The following is a 13,456-nucleotide window of genomic DNA, read 5'->3' on the forward strand; positions in this document are numbered from 1 at the left end:
CTGGGGCAGCCTGACCCTCTACAAGATCATCCGCGAGCTACAAACCCTGCTCGCCACCTGGTCCGGCACCTGCCCCACCTGCCATCAACACATCCACCGATTACCGACCTAACAAAGCACTACTAGGAGCTGTCGAGGAATTCCGTTGCTTGGCGGTGCCAGTGGCAGAACCTGAGCGGCTCCGTGGACTCCGTGCGCCGCTCCTTATGTATGTCCAAGACACGGCGTCCCGGCGTACTCACCACGAAACCGCTCAGAACCTGCGGCGGTGCAGGTTGCGTCCCACACCTGAAACAACGGCTTCGCCGGGTCCTCAAACAGCACCTAGCCGGTCCGAGCGTCGGGGGGCTGTGCCAAGCTGCGGCCATGCGGATCGCCACGTGGAACGTCAACTCGGTAGGAGCCCGGCTGCCCAAGCTGCTGGACTGGCTCGGCACGGCCGAGCCCGACGTGCTGTGCCTGCAGGAGCTCAAGTGCGCCGAGGACGCCTTCCCGTTCGACGAGGTCGGTGAGCTCGGCTACGAGATCGCCGCGCACGGGACCGGCCGCTGGAACGGCGTCGCCGTGCTCTCCCGGGTCGGCCTGACCGACGTCCGCCGAGGGTTGCTCGACCAGCCCGGCTTCCAGGCCGACGGCTCCATGTTCGAGACGCCCGAGCCCCGCGCGGTCGCCGCGACCTGCGGCGGGGTCCGCGTCTGGTCGGTCTACGTGCCCAACGGACGCGAGGTCGGGCACGCCCACTACGACTACAAGCTGCGCTGGCTGGAGGCGCTGCGCGCCACCGCGGTCGAGGAGCTGGCCGCCGACCGCCCGTGGGCGGTGCTGGGCGACTTCAACATCGCGCCCAACGACGAGGACGTGTGGGACATCGCCGCCTTCGAGGGCTGCACCCACGTCACCCCGGAGGAGCGCAAGGCGCTCACCGCGCTGACCGAGTCCGGGCTGACCGAGGTGCACCCGAGGGCGCTGAAGTACGACGTGCCGTTCACCTACTGGGACTACCGGGCGCTGCGGTTCCCGAACAACCAGGGCATGCGCATCGACCTCGCCTACGGCAACGCGGCGTTCACCGGCGCGGTCACCGACTCCTACGTCGACCGCAACGCGCGCAAGGGCAAGGGCACCTCCGATCACGCCCCGGTGGTCGTCGACCTCGACCTGGGCTGATCCGCCCGGCACGTCCGGGCGGCTATCTTGCGTGGCGAACCACGCTGCGAGGAGGAGCCACGACGTGCCGGATTCGCTCTGCCACCACACCGCCACCGAACTGTCCGCGCTGATCCGGGCGCGGGAGGTCTCGGCGCGCGAGGTGATGCAGGCCCACCTGGATCGCATCGAGCTGCTGAACCCGAAAGTCAACGCCCTGGTCTCGGTGGACCCCGAGCGGGCGCTGGCCGCGGCCGCCTCCGCCGACGAGCGGCTGGCCTCGGGCGCCCAGGTCGGTCCGCTGCACGGGTTGCCGATCGCGCACAAGGACACCCACGACACCGCGGGCATCCGCACGACCTACGGCTCACCGCTGCTGGCCGACAACGTCCCGGACCGCGACGAGCTCGTCGTGGAACGGCTCAAGGCCGCGGGCACGATCGCGATGGGCAAGACGAACGTGCCCGAGTTCGCGGCCGGTTCGCACACCTTCAACCCGGTCTTCGGCACCACCGCCAACCCCTACGCCCTCGACCGCTCGGCGGGCGGCAGCAGCGGTGGTGCGGCGGCCTCGCTGGCCTGCCGGATGCAGCCGCTCGCCGACGGCAGCGACATGGGCGGCTCGCTGCGCAACCCGGCGTCGTTCTGCAACGTCGTGGGCCTGCGGCCGGCACCGGGCCGGGTGCCGACGTGGCCGGACCTCGCGGCGTGGTCGACGCTGTCGGTGCAGGGCCCGATGGGCCGCACCGTCGCCGACGTGGCGCTGATGCTCTCGGCGATCGCCGGGCCCGACGACCGCAGCCCGATCGCGATCAGCGAGCCCGGCTCGGCGTTCCAGGGCTCCCTGGAGACCGACCTGTCCGGGCTGCGGGTGGCGTTCTCGCTGGACCTCGGCGGCGAGCTCGTGGTGGACCCGCAGGTGCGGGCGGTGCTGGAACCGGCCGCGCAGGTGCTCACCGACCTCGGTGGGGTCGTGGAGGAGGCCGCGCCCGACCTCACCGGCGCTGACGAGGTCTTCCGGACGTTGCGCGCCTGGCAGTTCGAGCTGGCCCTCGGCGAGTTCCGCGACGCCCACCCGGACCGGATCAAACCCAGCCTGCGCGACAACATCGACGCGGGACGGGCGCTGACCGGTGCCGACGTGGGGCGCGCCGAACGGCTCCACGCCGGGCTCTACCACCGGGTCCGCGAGTTCTTCGGCCACTACGACGTGCTCGCGCTCCCGGTGAGCCAGGTGCCGCCGTTCGACATCGACCTGGAGTTCCCCACCGAGATCGGCGGCGTGGCCATGCCGTCCTACCTCGACTGGATGCGCTCGGCGTACTGGATCTCAGCCACCGGCTGCCCGGCGATCTCCGTCCCGGCCGGTTTCACCCCGCAGGGCCTCCCGGTCGGCATCCAGCTCGTCGCCCCGCACCGCGGCGAACGGCGTCTGCTGCAGATCGCCCACGCCTTCGAGCGGGCCACTCACCACGCCACCGTCCTCCCCCAGCTCTGACCGTCGCGGAGCCGTTTCAGGTGTGGGACTCAGCTCGCACCGCCGCGGGTTCTGACACGTCTTCTGGCGAGGACAGCCGTTGCGCCGTGTAGTGGACATACATCAGCAACGGATCCCGCAGCCAGAAGACGTGTCAGGTTCCGCCACCCGCACCGCCAAGCAGAACAACCCATCAAGAAACTAGCCGCGGTCGGCGGTCGTGGCGTGGTCGTAGTAGCCGACTACGCCGGTGGCACCGTGCAGGGCGAAGCCCGCTTCGGGCGTGGCGGGCTCGCCCGCGGTCTCGATGATCCGACGCATGGTGGTGTCGACGAGCGCGTCGAGGTCCCGCCAGCGTCGCGCCGGGTCGCCGCCGACCGGGGCGTCCTCGGCGAAGTCCTCGGCGCACCGGTCTAGCCCTTCGCGCAGCAGCCGCGCGTGGTTCATGAACTCGCCCCTGCCCCAGTCCGGAGCCAGGTCTTCGGCGTGGGTGGCGAGCAGACCCGCCATGTGGGCGATGTCCTCGACGTGGTTGCCGAGCCACTTGCGGCGCCGGTGGATCGACCCCAGCTCCGGCCACCGCTTGCGCGCGGCCTGCCGGGTCCTGCCGGTGACCGCGCTCAGGTCGGCCAGGCTGGCGCCCAGCCACACGCTCTCGGCCGACGCCGACTCGGTCTGCTGAGCCGCGGCCTCGGCCACGAGCTCTTCGGTGGCCAGCGCCGCCTGCAGCCGCGCGAGCGAGGCCGCCCGCCGCTGCTGCTCATCACCCACGTCGGAGCCCTTCGGGCCGGGATCGCGGACCTCCACGACGACGTCCGCGGCCAACTGCTCGACGAGCCGAGCTGCTTCCTGTGCCGCCACGACTCCCCCTCTCTGTAAACCCGAGGTTCACAGTATCAGTGTGAACCTCGGGTTTACAACGTCGAGCCTCAGCCTCCCGCCGGAAGACACCCCCACTTGGTGTCCACAGTGGACGTCACGGCGGTGAATTTTCGCGACTGCCACGCGAAATCGGACACCCGGCGCCTTGCATCCAGTGGTGAACACAGGTTTACTCACCTGGTGAACACGAGTTCACGCTGGGAGTGAGGAGTCTGATGAGCGTCGCCGGGTCCGCTTCGTCCGCAACGCGCAGTTCGAAAGTGGTCATCATCGTGCTCGCCTCCTGCGGGATCGCGGTATCGCTGATGCAGACCCTCGTCGTCCCTCTGCTCCCCGAGTTCCCCCACCTGCTCCACACCACCGCCGCCAACGCCGGCTGGCTGGTCACCGCCCCGCTCGTCGCGGGCGCGGTGTGCGCGCCGGTCACCGGACGGCTGGGCGACATGTACGGCAAGCGCCGGATGCTGCTGTTATCCCTGGCCACGATGGCGGTGGGCAGCGCGATCGGAGCGGTCAGCGACGACTTCACCGCGGTGCTGGTCGGCCGCCTGCTGCAGGGCGCGGCCGTCGGCGTGGTGCCGCTGGGCATCAGCATCATGCGCGACGAGCTGCCCGAGGAGCGCGTGGGCTCCGGGGTGGCGCTGATGAGCGCGACGCTGGGCATCGGCGGTGCGGTCGGGCTGCCGATCACCGGTGTGGTCGCCCAGGAGCTCAACTGGCACTGGCTGTTCGCCGGAGCGATGGTCTTCGCCCTCGTCGAGATCGCGCTGATCCTGTGGGTGGTGCCGGAGTCATCGCTGCGCACGGGCGGGAAGTTCGACTTCGTCGGCGCCGTGGGGCTCTCGGCGGCGCTGACCTGCCTGCTGCTGGCCATCTCCAAGGGCAACGAATGGGGCTGGTCGAGCGCCCTGGTGCTCGGACTTCTCGCCGGAGCCGTGGTCGTCCTGCTGCTGTGGGGCGCCTACGAGCTGCGGACCGCCGCGCCGCTGGTGGACCTGCGGGTGTCGGCGCGCCCGACGGTGCTGCTGACCAACATCGCGTCCGTGCTGGTGGGCATCGCGATGTTCACCGGCTTCCTGGTCGGTTCGCAGCTGCTGCAGGCCCCGCCGGAGACCGGCTACGGATACGGCCTGTCGCTGGTGGTCGCGGGCCTGGTCCTGCTGCCCATCGGTGCCGCGATGGGCCTGTTCTCCCCCGTCTCGGCCCGGATCTCCCGCCGCTACGGTCCGCGCACCACGCTCATCCTCGGGGCCTGCGTGCTGGCGCTGGGCAACCTCGGCGGTTCACTGCTGCACGATCCGCTGTCGGTCGTGGTGGTGAACCTGACGATCGCCTCGATCGGCGGAGCCCTGGCCTACGGCGCGCTGCCCGCGCTGATCATGCGGTCCGTGCCCACCACCGAGACCGCCGCCGCCAACGCGCTCAACAGCCTGGCCCGGTCGATCGGCACCTCCGGGTGCAGCGCGATCGTGGTCGCGCTGACCACCGGATCCCTGGTGCACGTGGCCGGCGGGACCTACCCCTCGATCAACGCCTACTCCTGGGTGTTCGTGGTCGCCGGCGGCGCCGGACTGGTGGCCGCGCTCATCGCCGCGGCGACCCCGGCACCGCCTCGGTACGAGGCTGTTACCCATCGGGTGGCCTTCGCGGTGGGGGGCTCGCGCTAGCCTGAGGTGCATGCCCACCACGGGGTCGATCGAGGAGCAGCGCCGCGACGCGTGCGCCACGCGGGAAACCATCCTGAAGGTGGCGAGGCGGCGCTTCTCCTCCTGCGGTTACGCCGACGTGACGCTGCGCGACATCGCCGCGGACGCCGACGTCAGCGCCGCGCTGGTGGTCAAGTACTTCGGCAGCAAGGAAGACCTGTTCGCGCAGGCCTCGGGTTTCGAGCACGACGCCGAGCGGCTGCTGGACTGCGAGCTGCCGAACCTCGGCGAGCACCTGGTGCGCACGCTGCTGGACTACCACGAGCGCACCCAGGGCGATCCGCTCGTGCGCGCGGTGTTCACCTCGTCGCGCCCGGCGGGCGGCCGCTTCCGCGACAACTTCGAGTCCCAGCTGGTCACCCGGCTCGCCGATCGTCTCGACGGCCCCCGGGCGCGACTGCGCGCCGAGCTGGTGTGCAGCCACCTGATGGGGCTCGGCGCCGCGCGCCTGGTGCTGCGCACCCAAGCGATCAGCGCCGAGCCCACAGAAGAGCTCGTGGCCCTCACCGCACCGCTGATCCAACGGTGGATCGACGGCCCGCTCTAGGTGTTGTTAAGAGCGCGGCGTAGCCGCTGTTCCAGGTGTGGGACTCAGCTCGCACCGCCGCGGTTTCTGACACCCGCACCGCCAAGCAAAACAACCAAGAACACTGTTAGGCGGAGCGACCCAGCACCGTGGCGTGCGGGATGCCGTCGAGCGCCTTGCCGAACTGCTCGATGACGTCGGCCAGCGGTCCCGCGCTGTCGTCGTGCACGGCCAGCTCCTCCCCGACCAGCGAGAGGTGCTTGTCGAGCAGGAAAAAGCTCTGCACGGCGTGCCGGGCGCCCAGCGAGTGCACCACCGGGCGCAGCGCGTAGTCGATGGCCAGCACGTGCGCGACGCTGCCGCCGGTGGCCAGCGGCAGCACGGCCTTGCCCGCGAATCCGAACTGCGGCAGCAGGTCCAGGAACGACTTCAGCAGACCCGAGTAGGCGGCCTTGTAGGTCGGCGTGGCCAGCACGATGCCATCGGCCGCCGCGACCTGCTCGACCGCCACGGAGATCGCCGGGTCGGAGACGTCGGCGCTCAGCAGCGCCTCGGCCGGCAGGGTCCGAACCCGGAGGTGTTCGGTGGTGCGCCCGGCCGCGGCCAGCCGCTGCGCGATGTGCTCGCCGATCTTCTCCGTCTTCGAGGTGCGCGACGGACTTCCGGAAATGACCAGGACGGTGGACACGAGCTGCTCCCTGAATCTGGCCCTCTGCGGACCGTTACCGGGTTCGGCCGGATGCGGCGTCACCCCTGACTTCGTGGTTTCGTCAGGAGCGACAGCCCTGCGCCGTCACGCGCCGCAAGTCGACGTGCATCCGCCTGCTGAGTCTCGGAGTGGTCACGGACCCCATCGTCTTGGCGGTGCGCTTGCGGTGTCAACGAGCGGTCGCCCGATCTCATCTGGCGGACGCCGGCGGCCGAACTCCCCGTCCGCGCCTCTGGCCATGGAGGTGTCCGGGAGACGAAGCTGTCGGGCGAACTACGAAGGAGGATTCATGTCATCAAGCCAGACCGCGCTGTGGCACCCGTTCGCGGACATGTTCGAGGTCAAGAGCAGCAGCTTCTGCGTGACCAAGGCCGAGGGAGTCTGGATCTACGACGACTCCGGGCGCCGCTACCTCGACGGCACCGCGAGCCTCTGGTACGCCAACGCCGGGCACGGCCGCACCGAGATCGTCGAGGCCGCCGCCGCGCAGATGCGGGAGCTGGAGTCCTACTTCGTCTTCAACGACTACACCAACCCGCCCGCCGAGGCGCTGGCCACGCGACTGTCCGAGCTCTCCCCGATGCCGGGCGCCAAGATCTTCCTGACCACCGGTGGCGGCGAGGCCATCGACACGGCCGCGAAGCTCGCGCGGCAGTACTGGGCGCAGCGCGGGCAGCCGCAGCGCACCCACATCCTCAGCCGCGGCAACGCCTACCACGGCACCAACGGCATGGGCACCAGCATCGGCGGCATCGAGGCCAACCAGGCCGGGTTCGGTCAGCTGGTCCCCGAGACCGGCCGGGTGGCGCACGACGACGCCGAGAGCCTGCGCGAGGCCATCGACCGCATCGGCGCCGAGAAGATCGCGGCGTTCTTCGCCGAGCCGGTGATGGGCGCGGGCGGTCTCCACCCACCGGAACCGGGCTACCTGGAGGCCATCGCCAAGATCTGCGCCGAGAACGGGATCCTGTTCGTCGCCGACTCGGTGATCTGCGGCTTCGGCCGGGTGGGCACCTGGTTCGGCGTCGAGCGCTGGGGCCTGCAGCCCGACATGATCACCTTCGCCAAGGGCGTGACCAGCGGTTACCTGCCGCTGGGCGGTGTGGTCGTGGCCGAGCACGTCGCCGAGCCGTTCTGGGAGGAGCCGGGCCGGGTGTTCCGCCACGGCGCCACCTACTCGGGCCACCCCACGGTGGCGGCCGCGGCCATGGCCAACCTCGACATCCTGGAGCGCGAGAAGCTCATCCAGCGCTCCGACGAGCTGGAGCAGCCGCTGCACGACGCGCTCAACAGCGTCGCCGACCACCCGGCGGTCGCCGAGGTGCGCGGTGGCGTCGGGCTGCTCGGCGCCGTCGAGCTCACCGCGGAAGCGCTGCAGGCGGGCGGTCTGCCCAAGCTGCAGAAGAAGATCCGCGAGCTCGGGGTGATCGTCCGCCCGCTGGGCAAGGCGCTGGCGGTCTCGCCGCCGCTGATCATCACCGAGGACGAGATCGGCCTCATCGGCAAGGCGTTCGCGGAGGGTCTCGACTCCTTGGCCTGACGCGCAGAGGTTGTCGGAGCGGCCTCGACACGCCGTGGCCGCTCCGACACGCGCGGCGCCCGATCGCCGTTCACACCCTCGGTTATTACAGCGGCCATCCGTCTGGAACTTCCCCGTTGTGGAACCGATACGTCCGGAGGTGGTCCCGACCTGCTTTCGTCACGTACGTTTTTCACCAGATCGTGCGTCGTCGCAGATGGAGAAGGCTGTCGGCGGCGGTTGCGATGTTCGCGGCGGCCCGCCGATCCCGGGCCGATCGGTGAACGGCAAAGCCGAAAGCAAAAGGGCCCCTGCGTACAAGCCACCCAGTAGAGTTGGCAAAATACGGCTTCCGGGTGATCGAAAGCGCAGTGGGGGCGGACGGAGGAACTCAACCAGGTGAACACTCAGACCGCACAAGTCGACGACCTTCGACTGATCGCGCTCCCGAGCGCGGTGAACTGCACCGAGATGTTCGTGCGGTTCTCCCTGGCCGAGTGGTCTCTGCGCGAGATGACCGACATCGCCACGCAACTCACCGGCGCCCTGGTGACCGCCGCCGTGGACGCCGCCGACCAGAAGAACCCCGGCTTCATCACCGTCCGCCTGCGCTTGAGCGGTGAGAGCCTCGTCGCCGAGGTCCAGGACGAGCAGGCCACCGTTCCCCCGCAGCTCGCGCCCGGGTTCGCCGAAGGCCGCTGCGGTGCGACCGCGCTGCGCGCCGGCGGCACCCTGGTGTGGTGCGAGATGCCGCTGCCCAGCGGCGTCAAGGCCGACTCCGTCCCGCTCCCCCGCCGCTCCCGCAAGAAGAACGCGATGGCGCCGCAGACCACCGAGGAGACCGCCGAGGTCGACCCCGAGGTCATCAAGCGCCTGCTCTCCGGACTGAGCAACGGCGGCTTGGACTGACACCCGCCGAGCGGTCACCCCGCTCGGCGGCGCCGGTTGAGTCCCGCGCCTGAAACGACGGCTCCGCCGGTCTCCTCACACCGGCTCCGGCGCGGGCTGGTTGACCTGGGCCTTGTTTCGCCGGGCCGAACCACGGGCACCTTTCGGAGCATGGACCAGTCACTCTTCCGCTCCGAACTGGCTCAGCAGCTGCGGGTGGACTCGGTTCGGGCCAGCACGGCCGCCGGTTCCGGGCACCCCACCTCGTCGATGTCGGCGGCCGACCTGCTGGCGGTGCTGCTCGACGGACACCTGCGGCTGGACTTCGACCGCCCGGACAACCCGGCGAACGATCACCTGATCTTCTCCAAGGGCCACGCCTCGCCGCTGCAGTACGCCGCGTTCAAAGCGGTCGGCGCCGTCGAGGACGACGAGCTGCTGACCTTCCGCAAGTTCGGCAGCCGGCTCGAAGGCCACCCGACACCGATCCTGCCGTGGGTGGACGTGGCGACCGGTTCCCTGGGCCAGGGCTTGCCCATCGGCGTGGGCCTCGCGCTGGCGGGCAAGCGGCTGGACCGGCTGCCCTACCGGGTCTGGGTGCTCTGCGGTGACAGCGAGATGACCGAGGGCTCGGTGTGGGAAGCCTTGGAGCACGCCGGGCACGAGCAGCTGGACAACCTGATCGCGATCATCGACGTCAACCGCCTTGGCCAGACCGGACCCACCATGCACGGATGGGACCTCACCTCCTACTCCGCCCGAGCCCAGGCGGCCGGCTGGCGCACGATCGAGATCGACGGTCACGACCTCGACGAGATCGAATCAGCGCTGACCCAGGCCGAGGACGGCGACGGCCGCCCGGTCGCGATCATCGCCGCCACCCAGAAGGGCAAGGGCGTCGCCGAAGTCGCCGACAAACCCGGTTTCCACGGAAAACCGCTGGCGCACGCCGAGGAATCGATCGTCGAGCTCGGCGGGCTGCGCGACCTGCGGGTCAAGCCCGCCAAGCCCGACGCCGACGCCAAGCCGCACGTGTTCGACACCGGGAGCGGCGGGCTGCCCGCCTTCGAGGAGGGCACCGAGCTGGCCACCCGCAAGGCCTACGGGCAGGCGCTGGCCGCCCTGGGCGACCGGCGCGGGGACGTGGTGGCCATGGACGGCGAGGTGTCGAACTCGACCTTCGCGGAGCTGTTCCGGGATGCCCACCCGGACCGGTACTTCGAGATGTACATCGCCGAGCAGCAGCTCATCGCCGCCGCGGTGGGAATGCAGGTCCGCGGGTGGTGCGCGTTCGCCTCGACCTTCGCCGCGTTCCTCTCCCGCGCCTACGACTTCGTCCGGATGGCCGCGGTGAGCCGGGCCGACCTGCGGCTGATGGGTTCGCACGCCGGCGTGGCGATCGGCGAGGACGGCCCGTCGCAGATGGCGCTGGAGGACCTGGCCGCGTTCCGCGCGGTGCACGGCAGCACGGTGCTCTACCCGTGCGACGCCAACCAGACCGTGCAGCTGGTGACGGCGATGGCGGACCTGCCCGGCATCAGCTACCTGCGCACCAGCCGCGGTGCGATGCCGGTGATCTACCCGGCCGGAGAGCAGTTCCCGATCGGCGGCTCCAAGGTGGTGCGCGACGGCGACGACGTGACGCTGGTCGGTGCCGGGGTCACGCTGCACGAGGCGGTCAAGGCCGCGGACGTCCTGGCGCACGAGGGCATCGAGGCACGGGTGATCGACCTGTACTCGGTCAAACCCGTCGACTCCGGCACGCTGCGGCGCGCCGCTTCCGAAACGGCAGGACTGGTCACCGCCGAGGACCACTGGCCCGAGGGCGGTCTCGGTGAAGCGGTGCTCAGCGCGCTGGCCGACCAGCCCGCGCAGGTGCGCACGCTCGCCGTGCACGAGATGCCCGGTTCAGGTCAGCCCGCTGAGCTGCTCGGCCAGGCCCGCATCGACGCCACCGCCATCGCCGAGAAGGCCCGCGAACTGGCGTCCTGAGGGTTTCCGCGCGTTCGGCCCGGGTAGTTGGTGGGCGAGGTTTCTGAACGGAGGAATCATGGTGCTGGCCGATCGCGCGGACATGCTGCGGGTGCTCTGCCACGTCCGGTTCCCCGCGACCAAGCGGGAGATCGTGCAGCAGTGCGCGGAGCTCGGGGCCGGTCCTGAGCAGATGGACCGCCTCGACGAGCTGCCCGAGGGCACCTACGTCGAGGCCGACACGGTGCTGCAGGCCCTGCCGCACCCGATGCACGACTGACGAGTCACGTCTCCTTGTGCTGGCGTCCGGTGAAGCACGCCGCGATGGCGCCGGCGGCAGTGATCATGCCCAGCGCCGCCGAGGTCCACACCAGGCCGCTGGCCAAGGACAGCAACGACAGCATCGCGGTCAGCGTGAGCGCGGTGAACACCAGGACGCGGCGCATCAGGCCCCAGCCCGGCTCACCTTCGAACCGCTCGAACTTCTCCGCGAGCTCAGGGTCTGCGGACTCCAGCGCCGTTTCGATCTCGGCGAGCATGTCCCGCTCGTGCTTGCTCAACATGACGAGCTCCTAGTGACGTCCCCTTTGACCCCAACGAGGTACTCGCTCCTCAACTGCCGCACGCGGCCCGTGGAGCTCATCCAGGCTCGCACGTGATCGCCTGCCGCCCCTACGCTCAGTCGGGTGATTTCGGCCCGCCGATGGTCCGCCCGGCGATCACGCTCCGTCGCCGATGGCTACGAGTAGTGCAGAACTCCTCCGACGCGCTGCGCGCCGAGCTCGTCCTGCAGGACCAGGACGTCCAGGTGCGCCGCCGTTTCGAGCACCGCCATCATCTGGTTGAACACGTCGAGGTCGTCGAAGGCGCGCTCGCGACGGGTCCAGGTCAGCGCCCGAGCGGCCTCGTAGGCCGTGCTCGCACCGGCCGCGACGACAGCGGCGGTGGCCACCAGCCGCGCGTCGTGGTGGGCCAGGAGCTCGTCGACCCGGTCGTGGACGCTGTCGGTAACGGGCCCGTGAGCGGGCAGCAGCCGCATGTCCGGCAGGCCGCGCACCAGCCGCAACGAGGCCAGGTAGTCGCGCAGCGGGCTCGCGGTGGGGGCCTGCTCGAAGCCGATGGACGGGGTGATGTGCGGCAGCACGTGATCGCCGGCGAACATCAGCCCCGCCTGCTCCTCCAGGAACACCAGGTGGCCGCGGGTGTGCCCGGGCGTGGGCATGGCGCGCAGCTGCCGGTCGGACAGGCCGAGGTCGGTGGTGGCGTTGATCCAGGCGTCGGGCTTCTCCCAGACGTGATTGCGCGGCGCGTCCGAGCGCACGCTCAGCAGCGCGTCGCGGACCGGCTTGGCGCCGTGCTCGGTCAGGAGTTCCAGCTGGCGGTCCATGGACCGGTGGTCAGGGGACATCAGCCGGTCGAGGGTGTGCCGCTCCTCCTCGCCGAGCATCACCTCGGAGCCGAACTCGCGGCGCAGCGTGAGCGCCTGCGTGTAGTGGTCGCGGTGCGCGTGGGTGACCAGGAAGCGGGTGATGTCGCCGGCACCGGCGCCGATCTGGGCGAGCGCGGCGTCGAGCTGCTGGCGGGATTCGTCCAGGGCCCAGCCGCCGTCGACGAGGGTCAGCGAGTCGCCGTCGGCGATGGCGTAGACGTTGACCGCGCGGAGGCCGTCGTTGGGCAGCGGCAGCGGGATGCGGTGCACGCCCGGCGCCACCTCGAACGCCCCCGGCTCCATCCACTCGTAGCGCGACTCACCCATGGCGACACACCTCCAGAGACCCGATCCACCAGCTCTACCACACATACCAACCGGTTGGTGTGTGGCAACGCTCACTGGTGCAGTAGACTCCCCGGATCCGGATCACCCACGAGTCCACTGTGGACGTGGTGACCTTGTTGGCGCGAGAACCGCGGGTTCTCGCGGTGTGGAGATCGCGAACGGGCGGAGACCGCGTGTCGTTGCCGGAAGAGCTGTCCGAACAGCTTCTCGGGTCGATCATCGACGGGACATACCCGCCCGGTGCCGCGCTGCCCTCCGAACCCGAGCTCGCCGAGCTGTTCTCGATGAGCCGGCTGACCGTGCGCGAGGCCGTCAAGGCACTGCGGGTGCAGAACGTCGTGCGCATCGAGCGCGGACGAGGCACCTACGTCAATCCGCCGGCCGAGTGGACCTCGCTTCACCCGATGATCCGCGCCGCGACCTCCCCCGGCGCCGATCCCGAGGTCGTCGCCGGGATCCACGAAGCGCGGCGGATGCTGGAGTCCGGGATCGCCGAGCTCGCCACGATCAAGCGCACCGACGCCGATCTGCGGCGCCTGCGCGAGCAGCTGCGGAACATGCGCGAGGCCGGAACGCCCGAAGCGCACGCCACCGCCCACATCGCCTTCCACCAGGCGATCGTGCGCGCCACCGGCAACGCCTTCGTCCCGCTGCTCTTCGAACCGTTCATGCGGCTGCTCGCCGAGCTGCCCGTGGAGACCGACCGCGGCGCGATCGCGCGGCACGAGCGGCTGCTGACCGCGATCGAGGCCGGCGACCCGGCCGAGGCGCGCCGAGTCATGGCCGCTCACCTGCGTTCTCAGCAGAACCGGCCGCGAACCGCGTAACCTCGGCTGCGCATGATCGTTGATCTCC

The 13,456-nt window shown here is 70.4% G+C and carries 13 protein-coding genes; 9 read left to right on the top strand and 4 right to left on the bottom strand.

Annotation, left to right across the window (positions count from 1 at the left end):
* Positions 1-366: 366 nt before the first annotated feature.
* Together E1181_RS17565 and E1181_RS17570 are read left to right on the top strand one after the other, a co-directional pair.
* Positions 367-1,167, top strand: a complete 801-nt coding sequence (locus tag E1181_RS17565; RefSeq protein ID WP_132676113.1) for an exodeoxyribonuclease III — start codon at positions 367-369, stop codon at positions 1,165-1,167.
* A gap of 64 nt (positions 1,168-1,231) precedes the next feature.
* Entirely contained in the window at positions 1,232-2,644 is a 1,413-nt protein-coding gene (locus E1181_RS17570; protein ID WP_132676115.1) for an amidase, read from the top strand.
* A gap of 180 nt (positions 2,645-2,824) precedes the next feature.
* Here E1181_RS17570 and E1181_RS17575 read toward each other — a convergent pair whose 3' ends face one another.
* A complete protein-coding gene (locus E1181_RS17575; protein WP_132676117.1) occupies positions 2,825-3,484 on the bottom strand; it encodes a hypothetical protein in 660 nt (219 codons plus the stop codon).
* A 236-nt stretch (positions 3,485-3,720) separates the two neighbouring features.
* Between E1181_RS17575 and E1181_RS17580 the strand changes: the two genes are divergently transcribed.
* Both E1181_RS17580 and E1181_RS17585 read left to right on the top strand, forming a co-directional pair.
* Complete coding sequence (locus E1181_RS17580; protein WP_132676119.1) at positions 3,721-5,172, top strand: MFS transporter; 1,452 nt, start codon at positions 3,721-3,723, stop codon at positions 5,170-5,172.
* 10 nt (positions 5,173-5,182) lie between these two features.
* The gene (locus E1181_RS17585; protein ID WP_132676121.1) at positions 5,183-5,758 is read left to right on the top strand and encodes a TetR/AcrR family transcriptional regulator; all 576 of its coding nucleotides are present in this window, start codon (positions 5,183-5,185) and stop codon (positions 5,756-5,758) included.
* A gap of 106 nt (positions 5,759-5,864) precedes the next feature.
* Here E1181_RS17585 and ssuE read toward each other — a convergent pair whose 3' ends face one another.
* Positions 5,865-6,425 carry an NADPH-dependent FMN reductase gene (gene ssuE / locus E1181_RS17590; protein ID WP_132676123.1) on the bottom strand — a complete coding sequence of 187 codons (561 nt, stop codon included), beginning with the start codon at positions 6,423-6,425 and terminating at the stop codon, positions 5,865-5,867.
* Between the two features lie 310 nt (positions 6,426-6,735).
* Here ssuE and E1181_RS17595 point away from each other — a divergent pair, with 310 nt between their 5' ends.
* The 4 genes from E1181_RS17595 (at position 6,736) to E1181_RS17610 (ending at position 11,104) form a co-directional block, all read left to right on the top strand.
* The gene (locus E1181_RS17595; protein ID WP_132676125.1) at positions 6,736-7,986 is read left to right on the top strand and encodes an aminotransferase family protein; all 1,251 of its coding nucleotides are present in this window, start codon (positions 6,736-6,738) and stop codon (positions 7,984-7,986) included.
* A gap of 378 nt (positions 7,987-8,364) precedes the next feature.
* Entirely contained in the window at positions 8,365-8,874 is a 510-nt protein-coding gene (locus E1181_RS17600) for an ATP-binding protein (RefSeq protein WP_132676127.1), read from the top strand.
* Positions 8,875-9,024: 150 nt separating this feature from the next.
* Complete coding sequence (locus tag E1181_RS17605; protein ID WP_132676129.1) at positions 9,025-10,845, top strand: transketolase; 1,821 nt, start codon at positions 9,025-9,027, stop codon at positions 10,843-10,845.
* A gap of 58 nt (positions 10,846-10,903) precedes the next feature.
* Complete coding sequence (locus tag E1181_RS17610) at positions 10,904-11,104, top strand: DUF2795 domain-containing protein (RefSeq protein ID WP_132676131.1); 201 nt, start codon at positions 10,904-10,906, stop codon at positions 11,102-11,104.
* A gap of 4 nt (positions 11,105-11,108) precedes the next feature.
* Here the strand turns inward: E1181_RS17610 and E1181_RS17615 are convergent, their stop codons facing one another.
* Complete coding sequence (locus E1181_RS17615) at positions 11,109-11,387, bottom strand: DUF3040 domain-containing protein (protein WP_132676133.1); 279 nt, start codon at positions 11,385-11,387, stop codon at positions 11,109-11,111.
* Between the two features lie 176 nt (positions 11,388-11,563).
* Positions 11,564-12,580: an MBL fold metallo-hydrolase gene (locus E1181_RS17620; protein WP_132676135.1), complete on the bottom strand. Its 1,017-nt coding sequence runs from the start codon at positions 12,578-12,580 to the stop codon at positions 11,564-11,566.
* A gap of 194 nt (positions 12,581-12,774) precedes the next feature.
* Between E1181_RS17620 and E1181_RS17625 the strand changes: the two genes are divergently transcribed.
* Positions 12,775-13,428, top strand: a complete 654-nt coding sequence (locus E1181_RS17625) for a FadR/GntR family transcriptional regulator (protein WP_132676137.1) — start codon at positions 12,775-12,777, stop codon at positions 13,426-13,428.
* Positions 13,429-13,456: the final 28 nt, after the last annotated feature.

The sequence above is a fragment of the Saccharopolyspora terrae genome (assembly GCF_004348435.1).
GTDB classification, from domain to species: Bacteria; Actinomycetota; Actinomycetes; order Mycobacteriales; family Pseudonocardiaceae; genus Saccharopolyspora; species Saccharopolyspora endophytica.

Coding starts and splice junctions, on each gene's coding strand:
- E1181_RS17585 (WP_132676121.1), top strand. CDS start 5,183: ATGCCCACCACGGGGTCGATCGAGGAGCAGCGCCGCGACGCGTGCGCC.
- E1181_RS17595 (WP_132676125.1), top strand. CDS start 6,736: ATGTCATCAAGCCAGACCGCGCTGTGGCACCCGTTCGCGGACATGTTC.
- E1181_RS17565 (WP_132676113.1), top strand. CDS start 367: ATGCGGATCGCCACGTGGAACGTCAACTCGGTAGGAGCCCGGCTGCCC.
- E1181_RS17580 (WP_132676119.1), top strand. CDS start 3,721: ATGAGCGTCGCCGGGTCCGCTTCGTCCGCAACGCGCAGTTCGAAAGTG.
- E1181_RS17615 (WP_132676133.1), bottom strand. CDS start 11,387: ATGTTGAGCAAGCACGAGCGGGACATGCTCGCCGAGATCGAAACGGCG.
- E1181_RS17620 (WP_132676135.1), bottom strand. CDS start 12,580: ATGGGTGAGTCGCGCTACGAGTGGATGGAGCCGGGGGCGTTCGAGGTG.
- E1181_RS17610 (WP_132676131.1), top strand. CDS start 10,904: ATGGTGCTGGCCGATCGCGCGGACATGCTGCGGGTGCTCTGCCACGTC.
- E1181_RS17605 (WP_132676129.1), top strand. CDS start 9,025: ATGGACCAGTCACTCTTCCGCTCCGAACTGGCTCAGCAGCTGCGGGTG.